Source organism: Paenibacillus lacisediminis, from assembly GCF_046567315.2.
In genome coordinates this window covers 141919-167110 of record NZ_JBKIAX020000012.1, presented here as the reverse complement: position 1 = coordinate 167110, position 25192 = coordinate 141919, and the positions used below count along the sequence as shown (strand labels likewise).

Below are 25192 nucleotides of genomic sequence, written 5' to 3'. Positions count from 1 at the left end.
AGATGCGACCGATTCTGTATGGTATTTTAGCCTCCCTGTTTTTCTCGTCGACATTTGTGCTGAACCAGACGATGAAATGGTCGGGCGGGAACTGGATGTATACCGCCTCGCTGCGCTTTTTGTTTATGATTCCGTTTTTACTGGTGATTGTAGGCGTTCGCGGGAGGCTTGCCCCGTTGTTCGCGGAAATGAGGAAACGGCCGTGGACCTGGCTTGGCTGGAGTTTCGTCGGCTTCGGCATCATGTACGTTCCCGTGTGCTTTGCGGCGGAGTACGAACCGGGCTGGCTGATTGCGGGAACCTGGCAAATTACGATTGTGGCGGGTTTGCTTGTGGCCCCGGCTTTCTCCGTGATGGTCGACACGCCGGCAGGACCTGTCCGCAGGAGGGGAAAGGTCCATTGGCGGGGGCTTGGCATCTCGCTGATCATCCTGGTTGGCGTTTTGATGATGCAGTTTAGCCAGGCGCAAGCGATTTCGGCGCGCGAGCTGCTGCTCGGCGCCGTGCCGGTTGTAGTCGCAGCGTTTGCGTATCCGCTGGGCAACCGCAAGATGATGGCCGTCTGCGGCGGGCGGCTGGACGCGTATCAGCGCGTGCTGGGCATGGCGCTGGCCACCTTGCCGCTGTGGCTGCTGCTCTCCGCTGCCGCCTTCTGGCAGGACGGTCCCCCGAGTTCAAGCCAGGCCGGCCAGGCGCTGCTTGTCGCCGTTTGCTCGGGGGTCATCGCTACCGTGCTGTTTTTCGCGGCGACGGATATGGCGAGAGGTTCGGCGCGGAAGCTCGCCGCCGTGGAGGCTACGCAATCGGGGGAAGTGGTGTTTGCGACCGTGGGCGAGCTTTTGCTGCTGCCCGTTCCGCTTCCCGCCTTGCCGTCTTTGCTCGGAATGCTGCTGGTTGTCGCCGGCATGATTCTACACAGCTGGGCTTCGGGAAGCAAGCGTTCCCCGGCCCTTCCCGATAAGGAAAGCGAGCCGGTCGTATCGCCGTAATGTCTGCGGACGGCAAGTGCGTAAAAACAACAAGGACTGCGTTTCCCCAATGCATGCGCAGCCGGTGGCCGGCTGCCGGAGAGGAAGGCAGTCCTTTTCGTTTGACTGGTCTGAAAACCCCATATAAATAGCGGAACTTTGTGGTCTTATTTTCCGGAATGAAGCATGTTCATCCCATTAGCGGAATTTTATGTCCTTATTTTCCGATGAATGATGCCAAAAGCGGTCATCCTCCTGTGATTCGAGAGAATAGCGACATCGTTTTCCTCTATTTCACTCGAAATGGGGGATATGGCCGAAATAACGGCATTTTTTTCCCCTTATGTGCTCGCTTGCCAGCATTAATTCGCGGCATACAAATGATGCTGCTCTATCGAAGCCGCGGTTCTGCGGGAATAGCAGTTAAGCTCGCGGTACGTTTCCAGCTTTCCGCGGAATACCAGCTTCAGAAAAGAGCAGGTCGACAGATCGGAGGGGGTTGTTAACCCGGCGGATTTGTCGAGCAGCTTGACGCCGGCTTCCTGAAACACGGCGCTGACGAACTGGGAGCAAAAATAGGATTTTTCCCCGCCCAGCTCCATATTGAGGATGACGCCCAGAAGGCCAAGAAAATTATAGTTATACTGTTCGCCGTTCTCTTCGAATTTTTTCACGTAGTTTCGCATGTGCAGATAGGTTTCTTGGCTGACTTTGCAGCTGTATAAGGCGCAGGTTGCTTTTTCGAACACGCCGCCGTGAATGTCTTCCTTGACGAATCCGCCGTACATCGGAATCAGCGGGTGCTTTCGCCCGAAGCTGTATACTTCGCGGAGTTCAGGGTCAAAAGCGATCGATGCATGATTGAACGGGGCTCTGGTGTAGAGGCCGATCATTTTGGCGACCCAGGTTTTCGGATTGCTTAATAGGATGTAGATTTGCATTTGATTTGACATTGTTTAACCACCATTTGAATTGATTACAGTTCCATTTGATATTATCATGGTACTTCGTTTGCGGGAATACAAAAACAGACCGGAGGCGGAAATAAAACTGGACTAAGGTCTTGCTTGCATCCTTCCGCGCCTTACCTGAGCGGTCATTTACATTTCGCAGGCGATACGATAAAATCGGGGGGAATCCAGGGATAAAGAGGAAGAAAGAGGATGGTCCAGCGATGTATAAGTTGATTTTGGCCGATGACGAAGAAGATGTGCGGGAAGGGCTGCTGCAGCTGATCGACTGGGAAAGCGTCGGTTTTACGGTGGCGGACACGGCCGAAAACGGTAAGGAAGCCGCGGAAATGGTGGAGAAGCATGTGCCCGACGTGGTCGTTACCGATATTCAAATGCCGTTTATGAACGGCCTGCAGTTGGCCGAGTGGATTCGCGGCCATTATCCGGCGACGAAGATCATAATCCTGACCGGTTACGAGGAATTTGAGTATGCGCAAAAAGCGATCCGGCTCGGCATCGACGAGTATATTTTGAAACCGTTTTCGGCTGCGGAACTGGCGGACATTTTGCGCAAGGTTAAGAAGCAGATCGACGCGGAGCTTGACGAAAAGGAAAATGTGCAGCTGTTGACCGAGCATTACCGCAAAAACCTCCCCGTGCTCCAAAGCCTGTTCCTATCTTCGCTCGTATCCAGGCGGCTGAAGGAAACGGAGATCCAGGAAAAAAGCCAGCATTACGGGCTTGATTTAAGCGGCAGCGAATACATGGTGTCGATTCTTCGCATCGATGCCGCAACCGGCCGCAAGGAAGCCGTGAGTACCGGCAGCGGCGAGGCCGACTACCGCAAGGCAAGCGGTTGGCTATCTTTGCAGGACACGAACGACACCCAACTGCAGCTGTTTGCTGTCTATAATATCGCCGATGAAATCGTCAAGCGGTATCCGGCTTATAAAGCGTTTATTCATCATGACGAGGTGGTTTTGCTGAGCGTCCGGCGCCATGAAGGCAGCGAGGAGCTTGCCGGCCGGACGCTGCAACTGCTGGAGGAAATCCGCTTCAGCGTGGAGCGTTTTCTGAAGTTGACGGTCACGATTGGAGCTGGCCGGGCGGCCCCCCGTCTGAACGATGCCGTATCCTCCTATGAAGAAGCGCTGAAAGCGCTTGATTACCGGGTGATCCTCGGCGGAAACAAGGTGATCTGGATCGAGGACGTGGAGTCCCGGGAGTACGTTCCGCTGGCGGTTGATGAACTGAAAGAGAAGGAACTGGTCCGCTGCCTGAAAGTTGGAAGCGACCAGGAGCTAAAGCAGCTTCTCGAGGACATGTTTGGCGTATTGGCCGACAACCAAGTATCCTACCAGGACTTCCAGGTTTACCTGCTGGAAATGTTGACTTCGGTCATCAAAGTGGCCAAGGACAGCCGCGCGGATCTGGACAAGTTGTTTGGCGAGGGGCCAGGTTTTCTTGGTCAGTTTGCCAAATTTGCCCATGCGGATGAGGCGAAATCCTGGCTTTTGGACATCTGTATGAAGCTGAAGCATTCGATTGCTTCGGACCGCCAGTCCAGCTACAACAAACTGGTGGAGGAGGCGAAGGAATACATATTGGAAAATTACGGGGACCACGATCTCTCGATTGCCAAAGTATGCCGGCATTTGCATATCAGCGCCGGTTATTTCAGCAATATTTTCAAAAAAGAAACGAAAACGACCTTTGTAAGCTATTTGATGGGGGCGCGGATGGAAGCCGCCCAGCATTTGCTCGCTGCCACCGATTTGAAGGCGTTTGAAATCGCCGAGCGGGTCGGATTCTCCGATCCGAACTATTTCAGCTTTTGTTTCCGCAAAAAATTCGGCATCTCCCCGAAAGAATACCGCGGCGGGGCAAGAAATCCATGAGGCTGTGGAAATCGGCTAAACAGCTGCTTGGCGGCTTTCATATCCGGAATATTCAGGTGCTCATTTCCTTATCCTCCATCACCGTTACGGTGCTTACGGTACTGCTGGTCAGCACGATGCTGTACAACCGCTTTACCCGCGCCGCCGAGGAGAACGTGTATCTTAGCTTAGGGGAAATCGTTGAACAGGTGAACTCCAATTTGGAGCTCTACGTGAGCGGCATGAAGGACGTGTTCGAACTTACGGAGCGCAAAATCGCTTCAACGCCTGAAGCCGCCTCGGACGAAGGGCTTGGGGAAGAGCTTGGTACGGTGCTGAATACGCGGGAGGATCTGGTTTCGATCGCGCTGTTTACCGAAGAAGGCGAGCTGGTGCGCAATGTGCCGGCGATCCCGATGCGGCAAAATACGCGGCTTCAGGAGCAGCTATGGTTCGAATCCGCGATGGAGCACCCGGGCAAGCTGCAGTTTACACCGCCCCATATTCAAAATTTATTCAAATGGGAGTACCGCTGGGTCGTGTCGATGAGCAAAACGGTCCAATATTGGGACCGGGATTCACTGAAACAGGGCTTGCTGGTCATCGACATCAACTTCCGCACGATCGATCAGCTCAGCCAGCGCGTCAGCCTCGGCAAAAAGGGTTACGCTTACATCATCGACGCGGTCGGAAATATCGTATACCACCCCCAGCAGCAGCTCATATATGCCGGATTGAAATACGAAAATATCGAGCCGGTGCTTAACTACGCTTACGGCCGGTATTTCGACGAATCCGACGGGGAGCAGCGCATCATTACGATTCAGACGGTCAAGCCGGCCAACTGGAAAATCGTCGGTGTGGCTTACGCGGACGAGTTTTTGACGACGAAGCGGGAGCTCGGCGGCTTTTTGTCCTGGTTCCTGCCCGTGGTGATCGTCATTATCCTCGCTATCAACATCTACGTGTCCGCACGCATTTCACAGCCGATCCGCAGGCTGGAAAGATCGGTGCAGATGGTCGAAGGCGGCGATTTCGGCACCAATGTGTACGTGAGCGGCGCTTATGAGGTGGAGCAACTGTCCAAACGCTTCAACCTGATGCTGCGGCGGATCCGCGAGCTGATGGACCAGATCATTCAGGAGCAGGAAGCGAAGCGGAAAAGCGAGCTCGATGTTTTGCAGTCGCAAATCAATCCGCATTTCCTCTATAATACATTGAATTCGGCAACACGCCTGGCGGAGCTGGGACGGAACGAGGAAGTCGTGACGACGATCACGTCGCTGTCGCGGTTTTTTCGCATCAGTTTAAGCCAAGGCAGCCATATCATTTCCGTCCAGGAAGAGCTGGAGCATGTGCGGCACTACCTGATCATCCAGACGATCCGTTTCAAGAACAAGTTTCGGTACGAGATCGTGGCCGATGAAGCGGCGCTCGAATGCCGGACGTTGAAGCTGATCCTGCAGCCCCTGGTGGAAAATGCAATCCATCATGGCATCGAGAAATCGGCGGACGCGGGTTTTATCGGTGTGGAGGCCCGTTTGGAGGGAGAGCATTTGGTATTCCGCATCCGCGACAACGGCATCGGCATGCCGCCGGAGACGGTGGTGAAGCTGATGAAAGGCGCGGTGCGCAGCGAATCCGGTTCAGGCGTCGGCGTGCGCAATGTGCAGGAGCGGATCGCGCTGTATTACGGCCCGGGGTACGGATTAAAGTTTGACAGTGAACCGGAGGAAGGGACATTGGTAACGATTACGATTCCGGCGGTCCACCTGGATAATACGCAAAAGGACGGGGTGGAACCATGAGCAGACGTATGGCAAAAGCGGTATCGGGAATGCTGCCGGTGGTGCTGGCCGTTTTGTTGTCTTCATGCACTCCCGGGTCCGGGAATTTGCCCCCGGATTATGAGCGACCAGTCGTTGTCGATATGATCGTCAAAATGGATCGCGGCGATTATTGGAAGACGACAAAATTGGGGGCGGAGGTTGCCGCGAAAGAGTACAATGTCCAGCTGAATTTTCTCGCACCGGATAACGAAAACGATGTGGAGGGCCAGATTCGGCTGATGGAGGAATCGATCCAGCGCAAACCGGACGCGATCGTTCTGGCGGCGACTGACTATGAAGCGCTGGGGCAAGTAACTGACCGGACATCCTACGCCAATATTCCGGTCATCTCCATCGATTCGGAGGTGGCTTCCACGAAAGTGAAAACGTACGTTGGGACCAACAATTACGAGGCAGGGCAGAAGGCGGCGGAACGTCTGGTGGAGCTGACCGGTCCGGATAGCGAAATCGGTATCATCAATTTCGTGAAAGGGGCTCGCAACGCAGGTCAGCGGGAGGAAGGCTTTCTCGACTATGTCGCCCGGTTTCCCGGGGTCAAGGTCGTCGATACCCTGTATTGCGGCTCGGATGAAACGCTGGCGTACAACTTGACGGTGGATATGCTGAAACGGTTCCCCGGCCTGGACGGCATCGTCTCGCTAAGCGCGGAGTCCTCGATCGGGGCGGGCAAAGCGGTGGATGAATCGGGAAACGATCATTTGAAAATGATCGCTTTTGACAATCCGCCGGAAATGCTGGAGCTGCTGCAGGAGGAGAAAGTGCAGGCGATGGTCGTGCAAAATCCGTTTAACAACGGGTATTTGGCCGTGGCTGCCGCGGTGAAGGCGGCGCATGGCGAGAAACTGGAAGACAAAATGCCGACCGACACCAAGCTGATTGATCTTGGCAACATGCTGTGGCCGGAAAATCAAAAGCTGCTGTTTCCTTTCGTCAAGTGAAGCTCCTTGTTCTATATAATGAGGGGAATCGGCGAACGCGGGGCATATTACTGGGTAACTGCGCTTTACCTGCGTAACTTTAGCCCTGGGAGGAAATCTGTGATGGAAAGAAGTTTGCTGACCACGGGATTGGTGGACACAGTACGGGCGGCCGAAGATGTGTGGAGCGTCCGCATGCTCATCGTTAACGTCTGTTTTGTCGGGGATGTGAAGCAAGGGGATTGGGTGCTGGTGGATACCGGGATCGGGCCTTTGACGGAAGCGCTAGTGGAGGAAGCCGAGTCCGTTTTTCAACGGCCGCCGGTGTGCATCGTTTTGACGCACGGCCATTTTGACCATGTCGGGGGCGTGAAAGAGCTCGCGGAAAAATGGGATGTCCCGGTATTTGCCCACCCAGCGGAGTTGCCTTATTTAACGGGGAAAAAAGATTACCCGGAGGGCGATCCTACCGTTGGCGGCGGCCTTATGGCGGGCGTGGCGCCGCTCTATCCCAACCGGGCGATCGATTTGGGCGGGCGGGTTCGCGCTTTGCCGGATGATGGCCAGGTGCCCGGGATGCCGGCATGGAAGTGGATTTATACGCCCGGGCATAGTCCGGGGCATATCTCGTTGTTCCGCGAGCATGACCGCTTTCTGATCGCCGGCGACGCCTTCATCACCGTCAAGCAAGAATCGGCGTTGGCCGTAGCCGCGCAAACGTTGGAAGTGCACGGACCGCCGATGTATTTTACGCCGGACTGGCCGGCGGCGGGGCGTTCGGTCGAGCGCTTGGCGGCACTTTCGCCGGAGACAGCGGTGACCGGGCATGGGCAGCCGCTTGGCGGGGAAGCCTTGCGTGCCGGGCTGAGGCGTCTAGCCGAGCGTTTTGAAGAGCTCGCAGTCCCGGAGCGGGGAAGATATGTAGCTGAAGGGATGCGTTAATTAGTAACAGAAACAACCGGCAGCAAGCCGTTCGGAACCTTCCGAGCGGCTTGCTGTTTTTTAGATGCTTGACCGGCCCTACTCTGATCATTAATTGCAAATCATACAACTAACTTTATTTCCTCGTTTTTGGCCTCATTCCTCCGAAAGATAGCGGAGTAACTGCAGGTTTTACACTTAATCAAGCGATGTGGCAGCATTTCGGATAAGTAACTGTACATTTTGCAACTATTCATTCAACAGTGGACCAAGACCGTGCGCAGGTAGAGAGAGGGGGAAAGAGGAATCGGGAGGTTAAGGGACTCCAGAGCCGTTATCTGCGGAAAAACGACGGTTTGCAAAATGTAACGGACCCATATGACCTTATTTCGCTCGAATCGGTCCGGATTAAAGGGTTTAGAGTGAAATAGAGTCATTTGAGTCCGTTAGGCTGGGAAATACACGGGAAATGGGCGGATAAGGTCGCTGGAGTCCATTAGAGCAGCGTCCACAGATTAGAAAGAGCTGAAGTGCTCGTTGCTTCTGCTCATGATAGATCCCTCCCGTGTATCCAACGTATGGGTTTGCGTTCGTTTTCCTCATCAACCTCATTAGAATTTTTATAGAACATCTCAGGATTTTAGATTCGAATTCGGCACTAAACAATGCATAATGAAAACGTATCCAAGAGAGAACTCACAGAAATCCAAAATGATTCAGGAGGTCAAATACGAATGAAAAAGATGACTACGGTAATGTTGGCTGCGGCCATGCTGGGGGCAACGATGGCGGGCTGCTCCAACGGCGGGAGTTCGCCAAGCGGCGGCAGCAACGGAGGGGGAAGCTCTACGCCAAGCGTCGGCGTGGCGATTTACAAATTTGACGACACGTTTATGACCGGCGTCCGCAACGCGATCGAGAAAAACGCGGACGGCATCGCCAAGGTAGATATCGTAGACAGCCAAAACTCGCAGCCGACGCAAAACGACAAGATCGATTTGTTCCTTACGAAAAAGACAAACGCGCTGATCGTCAACCCGGTGGACCGGACGGCGGCAGGCGTCATTATCGACAAGGCGAAAGCGAAGGATACGCCGGTGGTGTTCCTGAACCGCGAGCCGCTGCCGGAAGATATGAAGAAATGGGACAAAGTTTATTATGTCGGCGCGAAAGCCGAAGAATCCGGCACCCTGTCCGGCCAAATCATTGTCGACTACTGGAAATCGCATCCTGAAGCCGACAAAAACGGCGACGGCGTGCTGCAGTACGTCATGCTGAAAGGCGAGCCGGGACACCAGGACGCCGAGCTCCGCACGCAATATTCCGTACAGGCGATTGAAGATGCCGGCATCAAAGTGGAAAAAGTCGCCGAAGATACGGCGATGTGGGACCGTGTAAAAGGCCAGGAAAAAATGGCCGCATTCCTTGCCGCAAACGGCGACAAAATCGAAGCCGTGCTGGCCAACAACGACGACATGGCGCTGGGCGCGATCGAAGCTTTGAAAGCCGCCGGTTACTTTACGGGCGACAAGTACATGCCGGTTGTCGGCGTAGACGCTACGGCTCCCGCCATTCAGGCGCTTGAGCAAGGCACGATGCTGGGAACGGTGCTCAACGATGCCGAAAACCAAGGTAAAGCCGCTGTAACACTTGCCTCCCTGCTGGCCAAAGGCGAGGAAGTGAACAAGGACTCCGTCGGCTTTGAAATCACCGACAATCAATACGTCTGGATTCCATACCAAAAAGTAACGAAGGAAAACGCGGCCGACTTCAAGTAAGCTTTCGGCGGCCTGACTGGCAGCGCTTCTCATACTCATAAGGTTCATGGGAGGCTTTAGCGCCAAACGGTGCGAGCCTCCCGGTTCTTCTTACAGGGATAGGATACCGGAGGAAACGAAGCTGGCCTCTAAGTTTACAGACCATAGAAAGGGGCGACAAAGGATGTCTGAACCGAAATTTTTGCTGGAGATGAAGGGCATCTCCAAGGAATTTCCCGGCGTTAAAGCGCTGGACGGCGTAACTCTGCAGGTTAGACCCGGCACCGTGCACGCGCTGATGGGCGAAAACGGGGCGGGCAAATCGACGCTCATGAAATGCCTGTTCGGCATTTACAAGCCGGACGGCGGAGAGATTTTTATAGGCGGGCAAAAAGCGGAAATCCACAATTCCAGCGATGCGTTAAAGCTTGGCGTGTCGATGATTCACCAGGAGCTGCATCCGGTGCCTTTTCGCAATGTGATGGAAAATATATGGCTCGGCCGTTTTCCGCGCATCGGATGGGGGCCTTTGCAATTCATTGATCACAAGAAGATGTACAAGGACACGGAAAAACTGTTTAAGCAACTCGATATCGATTTGCAACCCGATACGATCGTCGGCAAGCTGTCCGTTTCCAAAGTGCAATCGATCGAGATTGCCAAGGCCGTATCGTTCAATTCGCAAATTATCGTGATGGACGAACCGACGTCATCTTTGACCAGCGTCGAGGTGGAGCATCTGTTCCGCATCATTAACGACCTGAAGAGTCGCGGTGTTTCCATCATTTACATTTCACATAAAATGGAAGAAATTTTGCGAATCTCCGATGATGTGACGATTATGCGCGACGGGAAAAAGATCGGCACCTGGCTGGCGGCGGAAATGACCACTGATCTGATCATCTCCAAGATGGTCGGCCGCGATTTAACGCAGCGGTTCCCGGATCGGCACAACGTACCGAATGGCGTCGTTATGAAAGTGGAAAATTTGACGTCGATCGATCCAAGGTCGTTCAAGGACGTGTCGTTCGAACTGCGCAAAGGGGAAATCCTCGGCGTCGGCGGATTGGTCGGGGCGCAGCGGACCGAGCTGATCGAAGCGTTGTTTGGGCTTCGCGAGGTCAAATCGGGCACGATTTCGATTAACGGGAAGCAGGTGAAAATCCGCAGTGCGGGTGAAGCCAAAAAGCACGGTTTGGCCCTATTGACCGAGGAACGCCGCACGACGGGGATCTTCCCGGTGCTGTCCGTTCACGAAAACGGGGCGATCGCCAACCTCAGACGTTACGTGAAGCCTTATGGCCTGCTGGACGAACGGAGGAAGAAAAGCGAGGTCAACCAAATGGTCGAAAAGCTGCGGACCAAAACGCCGTCGCCCAAAACGCTCATCATGAATCTCTCCGGGGGGAATCAGCAGAAGGTGCTGCTGGCCAGATGGCTGCTCACCGAACCGGATATCTTGCTGCTGGACGAACCGACGCGGGGCATCGATGTCGGGGCGAAATACGAAATTTATACCATTATTGCGGATTTGGCGCAGCAAGGCAAAAGCATCATCATGATTTCATCCGAGATGCCCGAACTGCTGGGGATGTCCGACCGTGTCATGGTTATGTCCGAAGGCCGCCTCACCGGGATTTTGGATGGAGACAAGGCCACGGAGCAAGAAGTTATGCGTTTGGCTGCCCAGCATTAAGGCTTAAAGAAGGAGGAGAAAATCATGAATACGAAAAAAATTCAAGGTTTTGTGACCGAAAACGCGATATATATCGTTTTGGCGGTGCTGCTGATCGGCATTGCCGTGTATGACCCCAGCTTTATCGGATTAAACACGCTGCGCGACATTTTGATTCAGTCCTCGACCCGGGTGATCATCGCGCTTGGCGTCGCTTTTATTCTCATTACCGGGGGGACGGACCTGTCCGCCGGCCGGATGGTCGGTTTGACGGCGGTCGTGTCGGCTTCCATGCTGCAGATTCAAGACTATCCCCGGCGGTTTTTCCCGAATTTGCCGGAGCTTCCGCTGTTCGTTCCGGTTTTGATCGCGATTGCGGTAGGTTTATTTTTTGGCCTTATTAACGGCATCATCGTCTCGAAATTCAAGGTTCCGCCATTTATCGCCACGCTCGGCACCATGGTTGCGATTTACGGGATCAACTCGCTGTATTTCGATACGGAGCCGAACCAATCGCAGCCGATCGGCGGTTTGCGGGAAGACTTTACAACGCTTTTAGGTTCGGGAAGCATCGGCAGCGGGGATTTCTCGATTCCTTATATCGTCCTGATCGCGATCGCGGTCTGCTTTATCGTGTGGGTCCTGTTCAATAAAACGCGGCTCGGCAAAAACATGTATGCCATCGGCGGCAATGAGCAGGCGGCCAAGGTTTCCGGGATCAACGTAGCCAGAAACCTGATCCTGATCTACTCGATCGCCGGCGCGCTGTACGGCCTTGCCGGGGTGCTGGAAGCGGCGAGAACCGGCGGCGCGACCAACAACTACGGGAACATGTACGAGCTTGACGCGATCGCGGCCTGCGTTGTCGGCGGCGTTTCCACCACCGGCGGGATCGGTACCGTGCCGGGCATCATGGCCGGGGTGCTTATTTTCACCGTCATCAACTATGGCTTGACCTTCGTTGGCGTTGGCCCTTACTGGCAGCAAATTATCAAAGGCGCGATTATCGTCGCCGCCGTAGCGTTCGATATGCGCAAGTACGCAAGCAGGAAGTAACGGTTGAATAGTTCAACGCTCTGAGGACGCCGTCGGCGTCCTTGGGGTTGGGCGACAGATTAACATTCGCTGTCCGGACGCTTTGCACGATTATCCCGTTTGATCAGGTAGCAGAGAAACATACAGGCTCGGGAGAAGGAAATATTTGGTGGAGGAGCAGAGAGGTTCGAGATAATGAGATGTTCTTAAGACGATCTTAGGAGAAGGAAGCAGGTTTAGAAGAAGTGAAGCAGACCGGACGGGAGATCAAGGACAAGACGTGAGGGAAACGAAAAGACCGTGATTTTTGCCATAGCCTGAACCTTTCCATCTGCAGCAACGCCCGCACCGTCCATGCTAACCCACACCAAGCAAGTTGATCCTCATCAAGCAATTGATCCGCATCAAACTCCCCCCACCGTTCCAGCGCCACGATTAGGCTGCAGCCGCAAGGGGCTGATTCGGTTGGCGTGCGATCAGCCGGCGGTAAGGGATCGCCGGAATCGCCACACACATGCGCAGCAACTTCTGCCGCATCGTTTCTTCCGCTCCGGGCAGGTGCAGCTGGCGGCGTCCAGTGTACTCGTTCAGATACGCCTGCAGATGCTTCAGTCCCAAGGCTCCATACGTACTCTTCAGCGATTCCCACGCCTCTCTCACCACTTTCCGCAAGGGCGCATACAGCCGAAATGCTAGAGGAAACGACTGCACCACCGATGTACGGACATCCACATGCCCATTGATGAACGCGGCGAGTTCGTGACGGTTTGCTCTGTTTTCGCTTCCCCGCTTATGCGGCACCAGGCGGATTTTGACCTGCTCCGGCTCGCCCGACTCCGTCACCGTACATCCCGCTACGACCACCGAGGCATACGGATGCGAAAACTGACACCGGGACGGGTTACGCCCATACAGATCACTGTTCACCTTCACGTCTCCGCAGAGCAGCTCTTGGGCATCGAATTCCCCGACGGCATGGCGTATTTTGTGAAGCATTAACCAGGCGGTTTTGTAGGTGACCCGGATCACTTGGCTCAGCCGCATCGCCGAGATGCCGCCCTCAAGCAGGAACAAATCCAGGGCCTCGAACCACTTCAACAGGGGCAGATGCGTTCCTTCAAAAATCGTACCGACCAAAGCCGACGTTTGATGCTTGCACTTTCCACACTCGAACAAGAGGATATGCCGAGAGGTCAAACGACTGCACCGGGTGTGAGCGCAGCGCGGGCAAACGAAGCCGTTTGGCCACTTCATCGCGATCAGCGCTTCCATACAGGCCTGCTCGCTGTTATAACGGCTGGTGAATGGTTGAAGTTCCGTTCCCGCATTGACATCCATGTTCTCTCGCCCCCGAATCAAGAAATTACGAACGTTTGTTTGGTTCATCCTCATTATACCAAACATACGTTCTTGACTCAAGCCGAAAATCTCACCTGACCCGTTTCATTTTTTTCCTTATCTCTTTTTTTCTTTTACCCTTACACTAGCCCCCCTGCTCCCTGAACGAAAGGTATAATCGTGCAAAGGCAACAGGTAGGGACACCAGGATACCAACCCTGGAAACATTGATTTTGGTTTTGAGCCCCTAAATTACCCTTGTTTTCTGGCAGGTGGAAAGGGAGGAAAGAGGGAAGGGGGGCGTTAGAGTCAGGTTCTACCGTGAAACCCCATAACCACCATACCCATCCTTCTCTTTGCCTCCGAGGAATGGGGTAGCACGATAAATGGACCCCCAACGGCGAGGTTTTTCTTATGCGTTTTTCCATGTTTTGGACGCGCATCAAGACCGGCTATATGTTAAAATGTGACAAGAACAGAGAAAAAAGCCGATAAACCCATTCGGCTGAGAAGGAGTTTTTTTTGTCATGGGCAAACGGAGCAAAAAAATCGTAACGGCAGGGCTGTTTATCTCCCTCCTGGCCGCGGTGCTGGCACCTGCTCACGGGGGAGTGGACATGGCTCATGCGGCCGCGTCCAACACCCAATCATTGGCAGCGGTTTATGCCCGCATTCAAACGGAAAACGCGTCGCAGGTCGTGGCGCTTGTCAATAAAGAACGAGTCGCGGCGGGGCTGAAACCGCTCGTGGTACATACCAACCTGACCAAAATGGCCAAAACCAAAGCGATCGATATGTTCAAAAACAATTACTTCGATCATTATTCGCCGAAATATGGCTCGCCCTTCGACATGATGGACGCGTCCAATATCACATTCACTTATGCTGGCGAAAATATAGCCAGGGGGCAGCGATCGGCCAAGGAGGCCGTAAAGGATTGGATGAACAGTCCAGGACATAAAGCAAATATGCTGAATCCGAACTATAAGCTGATCGGCGTCGGTTATTTTAACGGATACTGGGTCCAAGAATTTATCGGGAAGTAATTCGAGAAGTAATATCTAAAAATTGAAACCTCTCGAAAGCTACAGCGTAAACATAAACATAATCTGAATTTTTTATCGGGAGGAAAAAAACAATGTCCATTTTTAAAAGATTGCGCGACTTGACGATGTCCAATATTAACGCCCTGATCGACAAAGCGGAGGACCCGATCAAATTGACGGACCAATATATCCGGGACATGCAGGAGGATCTGGAGGACGCGGAAAAAGCCGTAGCCGCGCAAATCGCCATTGAAAAGAAATTCAAAGGTTTGTATGAAGAGCAGCAGGCGCTCGTCGAAAAACGCACCCAGCAGGCTCATACGGCGGCGCAGGCGCAAAACGTCGATTTGGCCCGCCGCGCCCTGGAGGAGAAAAAAGCGGCCGAAGCGAAGGCTGCGGAATACAAAGCCAGCTATGAGCAAAACAAAGCGGCGGCCGACAACCTCCGCGTCAAGCTGGACGAAATGCGCAAACAGTTGACGGAAATGAAAAACAAACGCGAGACGCTTGTAGCGCGTTACAACGCAGCCAAAGCCCAGAACGAAATCAACAAGGCGATGGGCGGCTTCAATTCGGACACTGCGGCGAGCGGCCTGAAGCGGATGGAAGAAAAAATGCTGCAAATGGAAGCGCAGGCGGAAGCCAGCAATGAACTGGCCTCGAAAGACAAGTCCCTTGACGAGGAATTCGCCAGCCTGAACAAGGATAGCGAGGTTGAAGCTGAATTGGCCGCTTTGATGAAGCAATATGAGGAGAAGAAATAACGACGACGAACCCAAGAAGTGAGGCTTGACCGAAGATGAGCGTTTGGAAGAGAATCGGAAATCTGTTCGCCAAGCCGGAGCCGCCGCTTATGGAGAAAAGCATGCTGTCGCTGGCTCCGGGAGACATTTGCGAGGTTTCGCTCGTTTCGTATGAAGTAACTGGACGGGTAAACAACCGCAGCCGCAATGCCGTTGTTTTGACGCTGCAGGACGGCAGCCGAATCAGCTACTTGCTCATCGAGGAGCGCGAGACGCTGCAATACCAGCTCTATCAGCCGATTGACGGACGCCTCGACGATCCGTCGGAGGTTCCGGGGCAAATGGAGCTGGACGGCACTCTGTATCATCTTGAGGAGGAGTACGGCGGATACGTTGCGGTCGTCGGCAGAACCCCTTTTATGCAGGGGGGAGAACAGCATGTCTGGCAGTACCAGTCAGATAACGGGGAGCTGCTGCGCATCGAATGGCAAAACGGACGGTTTATGCTGTATGAAGGAACCAAAGTGATTCCGGCCGATGTGAAAGTCATTCGAGCCAGCTAATAAGCAAGCAAAATTCAAGGCAGTGCGTTAGGCGCTGCCTGAAACTGCCGAGACACTTCTCGGCAGTTTTTTATATCTAGCTTTTGGGGGCGGAGCCAAATAAGAAAAGGGGTTGCGGTTAGGGCCATACCTGCGGCATTTGCATCTTCCAACAAGAAGTTTTATGTTATTTACATAAGTTGGATAGGTTAATAACGGAATATGACGAAAACGGGAGGAAGGATAACGATGGGATCGAGTTCTCGGATTTGGCGGGTCGCCGGACTTTTTTCCGCTATATCGACGCTGCTGCTGCTAACCGGTTTCCTTTTTGCCGTAATGGATATTGCCAAGCCGGCGTTGTTGAACGGCGCCGAAAGCGCTTTGCCGCCAAAAACGGAGCAGCCCGCCGCAGCCGGAAATTGGGATGTGACGGCCATCGGGGATTCGCTGGCGAAGGGCACCGGTGACGATACCGGGAATGGCTTTGCCCGCAGAACGGTGGAATTGCTCAAGGCGCAAGGGACTTCCTCCATGTTGATCAACAATCTCGGGATCAATGGGATGACGACGGAGGAACTGCTTGCGTCGCTGGACGATCAGGGCGTAAGGTACGCGCTGGGACAGTCGGGAATCATCTTGCTCTCCATAGGCGGCAATGATCTGTTTAAAGGGGCGGAGCAGCTGACCTCGGGGGAACAACTGCCCACGCCGGCGGAACTGGATACCTCAATCGCGAAAGCGTCGGAGTACTTCCGGCAGGCGGTAGGGAAGCTGCATGAAATCAACCCGCAGGCCGCGTTGGTTTATGTCAGCTTGTACAACCCGTTTTCCGATCTGAAGGAGATGCGCAAGCTCGGAGATGACGCGGTCATGCGCTGGAATGAGATGGCTCTAAAAGCGTTGGCTCCCTATAACGGAACTCTGGTTGTACCGACCTATGATTTATTTACGCATAACTCGGCGCGGTATTTGTCGAGCGACCATTTTCATCCGAACGGGGACGGATATCAGGCGATCGCCGAACGGATCGTGCAGAGCATTGGACAAAAATAAAGCAAAACAGGACATCAACAAAGGGGGCTACTGCGATGGCACTACATCAGGAAGCGGCGTTGGATGAGCGGCAAGTGGTCCTGTCGGTACGGGGACTGAAGAAAAAAATCCGCCGCAAATGGATTGTTCATGAGGTAACGTTCGACGTCCATGAAGGGGAGATTTTTGGCTTTCTCGGCCCCAACGGCGCCGGTAAAACGACGACGATCCGCATGCTGGTGGACCTGATTCGTCCGACCGAAGGCAAGGTTTCCATCTGCGGATACGACGTGCAGCGGGAGCCTGAGCTTGCGCTGCGATACGTCGGCTCCATTGTGGAGAATCCGGAGGTGTATTCCTATTTGACAGGCCGGGAAAATCTGGAGCAATTTGCCCGGATGATGCCGGGCATTGACGCAGGGCGGATTGACGAGGTGGTTCACATCGTCGGCCTGGACGGACGGATCGACGATAAGGTGAAGACCTATTCGCTGGGGATGCGGCAGCGGCTGGGGATCGCCCAGGCTTTGCTGGGGCGGCCGAAGCTGCTTATTTTGGATGAACCGACCAATGGGCTTGACCCTAAAGGCATTAAAGAGATGCGCGATTTTATCCGGCGGTTGGCGGCGGAGGGACTGGCCGTGTTCGTGTCCAGCCACTTGCTGAGCGAAATTCAGCTGCTGTGCGACCGGGTGGCAATCATTAGCCGGGGCCGCGTGCTGACGGTCGGCAAAGTTGAAGAATTGATCCAGGAAAGCACCAATTATGTCGTCTGGGAGCTTGAACCGCGCGAGCGGGGAGCGGAGTTGCTGCGCACAGCCGGGATCGACATTTTTGCGGAGGCCGGGGACGTGCTCGACGACACCATCATCGCGGGGATCGGGAAGTCGGCCCTGGTCACCCGGATGCAGCCGGAGCAGGTTGATGAACTGGTGTCACGCCTGGTGAAGGAAGGGGTTCGGGTCCGCGCCGTGCAGAAGGTCAATCCGACGCTGGAGCAGCTGTTTTTGCAAATGACGGAAGGTGAGAGCTTTGAATAACATTTTTCCTTTGGTGAAAAATGAAACGATCAAGATGATCCGTAAAAAGCGTTTTTACGTCATTTTGCTCGTTTTGATTGTCTTGGTGCCGATGTTTGCTTACGCGCAGATGCGCGAGTCTATGGAGAAACGGGAGAAATACGGCAGTGATTGGCGCCGGGAAGTGCAGCAGGCGATTACGGATAACCAAAACTCGCTGGGCAGCGACCGGGTGCCGGAGGAGTGGAAAAAATACCGGCAGATCTATATTCAGCAGATGAAATATTATTTGGAGCATGATGTGAATCCGCAGGAACCCGGCGGGGTTACGTTTACCCGGGAATTTCTGGACAACGCCGCAACCCTGTTCATTCCGCTGCTGATTATGGGCGTCGGGTCGGATATCGTGTCCTCGGAGCGAACGAGCGGAACGATTAAAATGCTGCTCACCCGGCCGATCCGCCGCTGGAAAATCCTGCTCGGCAAACTGATTACCCTGCTGATGTTCGTGTCGCTGATCATCTTAGCAACCTGCGTCATCTGCTATCTGATCTCCGGCATGTTTTTCGGATACACCGGGCTTACGATGCCCGTATTTACCGGGTTTCAGCTCCACGGCGCGGAGGTGGACATCTCGGGAGTACACGCGGTGCCGCAGTGGCAATATATCCTCATGCAAACCGGATTAATCTGGTTCGTCAGCATCGTTGTCGCGTGTCTAGCGTTTATGGTGTCGGTGCTGGTCCGCAGCACCTCGGCGAGCATCGTCATCATGATGGCGGCGCTGATCGCCGGGAACATTTTAACCAACATGGCTTCCGCCTGGACGAGCGCCAAATATCTGTTTATGGTCAACCTCGGCTTAACGAATTATTTGTCGGGAACGCCGGCGCCGATCGAAGGGATGACGCTGGGATTTTCACTGATTGTACTTGCCGTTTGGGGGGCTGTATCGCTTGTCGTTTCATTCCTCGTCTTTACGAAACAGGATATATTGAATTAAAATGGACAAGGACCACAAAACATCTGTTTGCATTTAATGCAGTAGAGGTAGTTCAAAAAGTCATCTTTTGATCACGAAGCAGGTCAAGAAGCGGAATCGACATTGAATCTTGAATTCAGCCGGGCCTTCCGGTGCTCACGTACCCAAAACGTACGCTCCGCTCCTCAGTCCCTGGCTTCATCCAACCTTCCCGGTGCTGAAAACCTGACTTTTTGAACGTTAATTTGAAGACTGTTGGAACACTATTTTTACAAAGAAGATTACATAAAGAAGTTAAAGGGGGAGCATGAATGGCCGAACAAATCGATTTGTTCGAGGACGTTGCCGGACCGGATTCTGCCAAGGCGTCTTCGGGATACGACGCGGACGACATTCAAGTGCTCGAAGGGCTTGTCGCGGTACGCAAACGGCCAGGTATGTACATTGGCAGTACGAGCTCGTCGGGTCTTCATCATTTGGTATGGGAGATAGTGGATAATGCCGTCGACGAGCATCTGGCCAAGTTTTGCTCCAAAATCGACATTACGCTGCATAAGGACGGCTCGGTGACCGTCGTAGACAACGGACGGGGTATTCCGACCGGGATGCACAAAACCGGCATTCCTACACCGCAGGTCGTTTACACGATTCTGCATGCCGGCGGCAAATTCGGCGGGGCGGGTTATAAGAAATCCGGCGGTTTGCACGGGGTTGGCGCATCGGTCACCAACGCGTTGTCCGAGTGGCTTGAAGTTCATATTTACCGGGAGGGCAAAATTCACCGGATGCGGTTTGAATATTGGGTCGACGATAAGGGCGTTGAACATGTCGGCGAACCGGTTACCGGTCTTGAGGTCATCGGCAATACGAACAAAACCGGGACGAAGGTGACGTTCAAGCCGGATATTCGCGTATTCACCGCCGGGATCGGCCTCAATTACGATACGCTCGCGGAACGTTTACAGGAGATCGCTTTTCTGAACTCGGGCCTGAAGGTAACTATAAAAGATGAGCGGTCCGACCGTTTCGACGAGTTTTTTTATGAAGGCGGTGCGAGCCAGTTCGTGCAGTTTCTGAACGACGGCAAAGACGTGCTGCACGACGTCGTGCATTTTTACGCCGAGCGGGACGACATCGAGGTGGAGGTCGCCCTCCAATATAATTCGGGCTACACCGAAACGTTGGCCTCTTTCGTAAACTCGATTCCGACACGTGGCGGGGGGACGCACGAAACGGGCTTCAAAACGGCCTATACCCGCGTGATGAACGAGTATGCGCGGAAAAACGGCATGCTCAAGGAGAAGGACAAAAACCTCGAGGGCAACGATTTGCGTGAAGGCATGATGGCCGTCATCAGCGTAAAGATGTCCGAGGTCGAGTTTGTCGGCCAGACGAAGGACCAACTCGGCAGCGCTTCGGCGCGCAGCGCGGTCGACGCGGTGGTCAGCGAGAAAATGGCGCTGTTCCTGGAGGAGAATCCGCAGGTCGCCCAGACGCTGATCAAAAAAGCGGTCCAGGCTTCGAAGGCGCGGGAAGCGGCGCGGAAGGCGCGCGACGAAATGCGCTCGGGCAAGAAAAAAAGCGAGAGCTCGAACCTCGGCGGCAAGCTGACGCCGGCGCAGTCGAAGGATTTTTCGCGCACCGAGCTGTTTATCGTCGAAGGGGATTCCGCCGGCGGATCGGCGAAGCAGGGCCGCGATTCCAAGATTCAGGCGATTTTGCCGCTTAAGGGCAAGCCGATGAATCCGGAAAAAGCGAAGCTGGCGGACATCCTGAAAAACGACGAATACCGGGCGATCATAGGCGCGATCGGCGCGGGGATCGGGACGGAATTTGCCGTGGAAGACAGCAATTATTCCAAGATCATCATCATGACCGATGCCGATACGGACGGAGCGCATATTCAGGTGCTGCTGCTGACGTTCTTTTACCGGTACATGAAGCCGTTGATCGATGCGGGCCGGGTGTATATCGCCCAGCCGCCGCTGTACAAAATCACCCGCCGTTCCGGCAAGCTGGAGACGATGCGGTATGCCTGGAGCGACGAACAGCTGCAAAATTACTTGAAGGAGTTCGGCAAAAATTTCGAGCTGCAGCGCTACAAAGGCCTTGGGGAAATGAATCCCGAGCAGCTGTGGGAAACGACGATGAATCCGGAAACGCGGACTATGCTGCAGGTGCAGATCGAAGACGCCGCCAAAGCGGAACGACGCGTGTCTACGCTGATGGGGGACAAGGTTGATCCGCGCAAGCGCTGGATCGTGGAAAACGTGGATTTCACGGAGTTTGAGGAATAGAAGGTGAATTGATGTGAGCATGCTGGAAAATTTTTTGCCGGCGTTTCTGGAAGAGGTTGTGGGCGACCGCTTCGGCCGGTATTCCAAATACATTATTCAGGACCGCGCGATCCCCGATGTGCGCGACGGACTGAAGCCGGTGCAGCGGCGGATTTTGTACGCGATGTACGATGCCGGCAATACGCCGGATAAGCCGTACCGCAAATCGGCCAAAACGGTCGGGGACGTGATGGGGAACTACCATCCGCACGGGGACTCTTCGATTTACGAGGGCATGGTGCGGATGGCGCAGCCGTGGAAGATGGGCCATGTCCTGATCGACGGCCACGGCAACTGGGGCTCCCAGGACGATGATCCGGCGGCGGCCATGCGTTACACCGAGGCGAGATTGTCGCCGATCGCCATGGAAATGCTGCGCGATATCGAAAAACGCACGGTACCGTTCAAGGACAACTTCGACAACACGGCGAAGGAGCCGGTAGTGCTGCCGTCGCGGTTTCCGAACCTGCTGGTCAACGGGGTCAGCGGCATTTCGGCCGGGTTTGCCACGGAAATTCCGCCGCATAACCTGCGCGAGGTGATCGACGCCTGCATCGCTCTGATGGAGAAGCCGGGGCTGACGCTGGAGGAAATCCGCTTGTTCGTCAAGGGTCCGGATTTTCCGACAGGCGGAATCATCATGGGCGAAGAGGGGATCCGCGAGGCCTACGAGACCGGGAAAGGCCGGATTTACCTGCGTTCGAAAACGGAGATCGAAACGCTGCGCGGCGGCAAGCAGCAGATCGTCATTACCGAAATCCCTTATCAGGTCGTGAAATCCCGGCTGGTGTCGGCGATGGAAAACATCCGGCTGGAGAAAAAGGTGGACGGGATCGCCGAGGTCCGCGACGAAAGCGGCCGGAACGGGCTGCGCATCGTCGTGGAGCTGAAGAAGGACGCGGATGCGCAAGGGATTCTCGCCTATTTGCTGAAAAAAACCGACCTGCAGGTCACATACAATTTCAACATGGTGTCAATCGTCAACCGGGCGCCGCGCCAGCTTGGCCTCAAGGCGATGCTGGAAGCGTACATCGCGCATCAGCGCGAGGTCGTGACCTATCGTACGCAATACGAGCTGGAGAAGCTGGAAGATCGCGCTCATGTGCTGGAAGGCCTCGTCAAAGCGCTGAACATTTTGGACGAGGTGATCGAAGCGATCAAAGCCTCCAAAAACCGCCAGGACGCGCAAAACAATTTGCAGTGGATGTTCGGCTTTACGGAGCGCCAGGCGGACGCGATTTTGACCTTGCAGCTGTACCGTTTGACCAATCTGGAAATTACCTCGCTGCAGAAAGAGCTGGATGAGATCCAGAAGAAAATTACGGTGCTGCGCGGCATTCTGGAGAGCGACAAAAAGCTGATCGCGTTGATCAAAAAAGAGCTGCTGGAAATCCGCGAGAAATACGGGATCGACCGGCGCTCGGTGATCCAGGACGAAGTGGAGGAGCTAAAGGTCAACCTTGAGGTGCTGGTGGCCCAGGAGGAAGTGCTCGTTACGCTCTCGAACGAAGGTTATATCAAGCGGACCAGCATGCTTTCCTTTACGCGCTCCGGCGGCGAGCGGGACGGCTCCGGGGTGAAGGAAGGCGACTACATCAAACATCTGTTTGAAGTCGATACGCTGCAAAATCTGCTGATCTTCACGCAGCGGGGGCAGTATTTCCTGCTGCCGGTCCATCAAATTCCGGAGTTCAAATGGAAGGACAACGGTACGGCGCTCGTCAACGTCATTCCGCTGGCCAAGGAAGACCGGATCGTCAGCGTCGTGCCGCTGCGCGGCTTTGAAGAAGATCCGGAACTCACCCTCGTGTTCGTGACGAAGCGGGGCCAGGTGAAACGCACCGAACTGAAGGATTACGAAACGAAGCGGTCCGGCGCGGTGGCAGCCTGCAAGCTGGGCGATGGCGATGAGGTGCTGAGCGTGACGGTAAGCCGGGGGCGGCAGGAAATTGTGCTGCTGACGAAGCAGGGGATGGCGATCCGGTTTGCCGAAAGCGAAGTCAATGCGATGGGCCGCGTCGCTGCGGGAGTGCGCGGCATCAACCTGAAGGAGGACGACGAGGTCGTCGCCGCCCTTTGGGTGGAAGGCGAGGAAGGCGAGATTCTGGCCGTTTCCGACCTGGGCTACGGCAAGCGCACCCTGCTGCTTGATTACCCGCTCCAGAGCCGGGGCGGCAAGGGCTTGCAGACGTTCGAGTTCAAGGAAGGCAAGCGGGTCAAGCCGAATGGCAGCCGGCTGGTCGGCGGCGTTCACTGCAAAGAGCCGGTGACGCTGCTGGCGGTGACGAAGGAAGGCCGGATGCACGGCTTCAGCACGGAAGACGCGCCGCTGGCCGAACGGAAATCGATCGGCAAAGCGCTGGCGCATGTGGACAAAAACGACGAGATCGTTGATCTTTTCGTCAAGGAATGACGTGACCAATAAGTTTTGAGTAACGGTAAAAAGCTCCGCGTGCGGATGTACTCTTTGTACAACGTGCGTGGGGCTTTTCTGCGGTGTGGATTGCGGCTAACGGACATGAATCCCCTTATTGGCCCGAAAAGACAGCGTTTCAAATTCTAAAGGACAGGTGCGCTCTTATTTGGCTAAAAAAGGCCGGAAAGGTGCACTTTAATGCCAAATAAGGTCTATGGTGTCCGTTACATCCTGAAAACTCTCGATATTACCGAAATAACGGCGCTGGTGTCCGTTAGGGTTTGGCAGTAGAGTAAACCGGCCGGCAATTAGCTATCATTCGGCTCGGCGTGCTGGATTCATTTGACTTTTAGGCAACGATGTAGTAAAAGGTAGTTAAGCGCTTAATTAAATGGTTTGATCGGAGTGTCTGTTCTATGGAAAAATTGCAGGAATACGTATGGGATCAGCCGCTGCATACGCAGGTTTTCTTTGCTCTGGTTGAAGCGACCGCAAAGCTTGTGGACGTTTCGGAAAAATACTGGCAGTCCACAGGACAAAACGGGGCCAGAATCCGTATTCTGGTCGAAATCATGAAGGAAGGAGGCAGCTTGCTCCCTTCCTTGCTCGCGCAAAAAATCGGCGTGACGAAAGCCAATATCAGCCTTCTGCTCGTACCGCTGGAAAAGGACGGGTTCGTCCGCCGGGACAGCCATCCTACCGATGGGCGGAAAGCGGTCATTTCCATCACGAGCGAAGGTCAAACGTTTCTGCTGAACCATTTGCCCGGAAACCGCCGCTCCATTGCCGACCGGCTGCAGGTGCTTACGGATGGGGAACTGGAGCAGCTGGCATCGTTGTTAAACAAGCTAAAAAATCAGGATTGAATTTTTTGGCTATCTTTTTGGTTATTTAGTTAAACGCTTAACTTTATGTCAAAGATAAACTTTCGAGATGTGGAGGATGATTTATGTCAATTGCGATAACCGGAGCAAACGGAAAATTAGGACGTTTGATTATGGAGCAGCTGCGTCAACAAAGTAAAAACGAGCCAGTCGTTGCCTGCGTACGCCGGCCGGAGGAGGAGGAGTTTTTGGCGGAATGGGGAGTGGAAGTTAGGCGCTGCGATTACGACCGGCCAGGGGAATTGGCTTCAGCGTTTGCCGGGATAACGAAGTTGTTGCTGATATCCAGCCCCCATTGTGACGATACGGTGCGCATCCGCCAGCACGCCCAAGTGATCGAAGCGGCCAAACAAGCGGGCGTAGAGCATATTTTGTACACGGGCATCGCTTTTCCCGGATCCGGCCAAGTGCCGCCTACCCAGCTTCATCTGGCTACAGAGTATGCGATCCTGGCCTCGGGCATTCCGTATACTTTCTTTCGCAACGCCCTGTACACGGATATTGCCGCTCTGTTTGAGCTTGATGCGGCCATAAGGTCGGGGGAACTGGTCACTTATCCGGGAAATTGGCTGTTTAACACCGTTACCCGGGACGATCTGGCGGCGGCGATCGCCGCCGTATTGTCCGATACCGGTCTGCGGCACCGCCATCGTACGTATGAACTGACCGCACCAAAACCGTGGACGTTTGGCGAATTGGCTGCGGCTTTATCCGAACTGGCAGGGAAGCCCGTCGTTCACCGCGAGGACCCTCAAATTCAACACTGGGTGTATGGATTTCTTGGGAAAATGGACACTTCGTCCATCTCGGGCGATTTGGAGGCTTTGACGGGGCGTCCGGTTATGTCCTTAAAGGAGAGCATCGTGCCTTTCGTGAACGAAGCGTGAAGCGTTTCGGC

The 25192-nt window shown here is 54.3% G+C and carries 20 protein-coding genes; 18 read left to right on the top strand and 2 right to left on the bottom strand.

Features of this window, described 5'->3' with window-relative positions; translation table 11 throughout:
* Positions 1-2: 2 nt before the first annotated feature.
* Entirely contained in the window at positions 3-989 is a 987-nt protein-coding gene (locus tag ACLD72_RS22035; protein WP_411002053.1) for a multidrug resistance efflux transporter family protein, read from the top strand.
* Between the two features lie 341 nt (positions 990-1330).
* Here the strand turns inward: ACLD72_RS22035 and ACLD72_RS22030 are convergent, their stop codons facing one another.
* A complete protein-coding gene (locus ACLD72_RS22030; protein ID WP_411002052.1) occupies positions 1331-1921 on the bottom strand; it encodes a hypothetical protein in 591 nt (196 codons plus the stop codon).
* A 221-nt stretch (positions 1922-2142) separates the two neighbouring features.
* Here ACLD72_RS22030 and ACLD72_RS22025 point away from each other — a divergent pair, with 221 nt between their 5' ends.
* The 7 genes from ACLD72_RS22025 to mglC all read left to right on the top strand — a co-directional run bounded on the left by ACLD72_RS22025 (position 2143) and on the right by mglC (position 11974).
* Entirely contained in the window at positions 2143-3819 is a 1677-nt protein-coding gene (locus tag ACLD72_RS22025) for a response regulator (RefSeq protein ID WP_411002051.1), read from the top strand.
* Positions 3816-5606: a sensor histidine kinase gene (locus tag ACLD72_RS22020; RefSeq protein WP_411002050.1), complete on the top strand. Its 1791-nt coding sequence runs from the start codon at positions 3816-3818 to the stop codon at positions 5604-5606. Before ACLD72_RS22025 ends, ACLD72_RS22020 begins: the two co-directional genes overlap by 4 nt.
* Entirely contained in the window at positions 5603-6586 is a 984-nt protein-coding gene (locus ACLD72_RS22015) for a substrate-binding domain-containing protein (RefSeq protein WP_411002049.1), read from the top strand. The genes ACLD72_RS22020 and ACLD72_RS22015 overlap by 4 nt, the downstream gene beginning before the upstream one ends.
* A 102-nt stretch (positions 6587-6688) precedes the next feature.
* On the top strand, positions 6689-7507 hold the full coding sequence (locus tag ACLD72_RS22010) for an MBL fold metallo-hydrolase (RefSeq protein ID WP_411002066.1): 819 nt from the start codon (positions 6689-6691) through the stop codon (positions 7505-7507).
* A gap of 713 nt (positions 7508-8220) precedes the next feature.
* The gene (locus ACLD72_RS22005; RefSeq protein ID WP_411002065.1) at positions 8221-9264 is read left to right on the top strand and encodes a galactose ABC transporter substrate-binding protein; all 1044 of its coding nucleotides are present in this window, start codon (positions 8221-8223) and stop codon (positions 9262-9264) included.
* Positions 9265-9427: 163 nt separating this feature from the next.
* Complete coding sequence (locus ACLD72_RS22000; protein WP_411002048.1) at positions 9428-10939, top strand: sugar ABC transporter ATP-binding protein; 1512 nt, start codon at positions 9428-9430, stop codon at positions 10937-10939.
* Between the two features lie 24 nt (positions 10940-10963).
* On the top strand, positions 10964-11974 hold the full coding sequence (gene mglC / locus ACLD72_RS21995; RefSeq protein ID WP_251586144.1) for a galactose/methyl galactoside ABC transporter permease MglC: 1011 nt from the start codon (positions 10964-10966) through the stop codon (positions 11972-11974).
* 414 nt (positions 11975-12388) lie between these two features.
* On the opposite strand, the gene ACLD72_RS21990 is transcribed toward mglC, so the two are convergent.
* Positions 12389-13291: a transposase gene (locus ACLD72_RS21990; RefSeq protein ID WP_411002047.1), complete on the bottom strand. Its 903-nt coding sequence runs from the start codon at positions 13289-13291 to the stop codon at positions 12389-12391.
* Positions 13292-13818: 527 nt separating this feature from the next.
* Between ACLD72_RS21990 and ACLD72_RS21985 the strand changes: the two genes are divergently transcribed.
* From ACLD72_RS21985 to ACLD72_RS21940, 10 genes are all read left to right on the top strand, one after another.
* Positions 13819-14337: a CAP domain-containing protein gene (locus tag ACLD72_RS21985; protein ID WP_411002046.1), complete on the top strand. Its 519-nt coding sequence runs from the start codon at positions 13819-13821 to the stop codon at positions 14335-14337.
* A gap of 92 nt (positions 14338-14429) precedes the next feature.
* Positions 14430-15101 (top strand): PspA/IM30 family protein, encoded by a 672-nt coding sequence (locus ACLD72_RS21980; RefSeq protein ID WP_411002045.1) that lies wholly within the window; start codon positions 14430-14432, stop codon positions 15099-15101.
* A gap of 35 nt (positions 15102-15136) precedes the next feature.
* Entirely contained in the window at positions 15137-15643 is a 507-nt protein-coding gene (locus ACLD72_RS21975) for a DUF4178 domain-containing protein (protein ID WP_411002044.1), read from the top strand.
* Positions 15644-15871: 228 nt separating this feature from the next.
* The gene (locus tag ACLD72_RS21970; protein WP_411002043.1) at positions 15872-16678 is read left to right on the top strand and encodes a GDSL-type esterase/lipase family protein; all 807 of its coding nucleotides are present in this window, start codon (positions 15872-15874) and stop codon (positions 16676-16678) included.
* A 35-nt stretch (positions 16679-16713) separates the two neighbouring features.
* Positions 16714-17697 (top strand): ABC transporter ATP-binding protein, encoded by a 984-nt coding sequence (locus ACLD72_RS21965; protein ID WP_411002042.1) that lies wholly within the window; start codon positions 16714-16716, stop codon positions 17695-17697.
* Positions 17690-18679 carry an ABC transporter permease gene (locus ACLD72_RS21960; protein ID WP_411002041.1) on the top strand — a complete coding sequence of 330 codons (990 nt, stop codon included), beginning with the start codon at positions 17690-17692 and terminating at the stop codon, positions 18677-18679. Before ACLD72_RS21965 ends, ACLD72_RS21960 begins: the two co-directional genes overlap by 8 nt.
* A gap of 290 nt (positions 18680-18969) precedes the next feature.
* Positions 18970-20955 carry a DNA topoisomerase IV subunit B gene (parE, locus tag ACLD72_RS21955; protein ID WP_411002040.1) on the top strand — a complete coding sequence of 662 codons (1986 nt, stop codon included), beginning with the start codon at positions 18970-18972 and terminating at the stop codon, positions 20953-20955.
* A 13-nt stretch (positions 20956-20968) separates the two neighbouring features.
* Entirely contained in the window at positions 20969-23407 is a 2439-nt protein-coding gene (gyrA, locus tag ACLD72_RS21950) for a DNA gyrase subunit A (RefSeq protein WP_411002039.1), read from the top strand.
* Positions 23408-23826: 419 nt separating this feature from the next.
* Complete coding sequence (locus ACLD72_RS21945; RefSeq protein ID WP_251586125.1) at positions 23827-24276, top strand: MarR family winged helix-turn-helix transcriptional regulator; 450 nt, start codon at positions 23827-23829, stop codon at positions 24274-24276.
* Positions 24277-24359: 83 nt separating this feature from the next.
* Positions 24360-25181 carry an NAD(P)H-binding protein gene (locus tag ACLD72_RS21940; RefSeq protein ID WP_411002038.1) on the top strand — a complete coding sequence of 274 codons (822 nt, stop codon included), beginning with the start codon at positions 24360-24362 and terminating at the stop codon, positions 25179-25181.
* Positions 25182-25192: the final 11 nt, after the last annotated feature.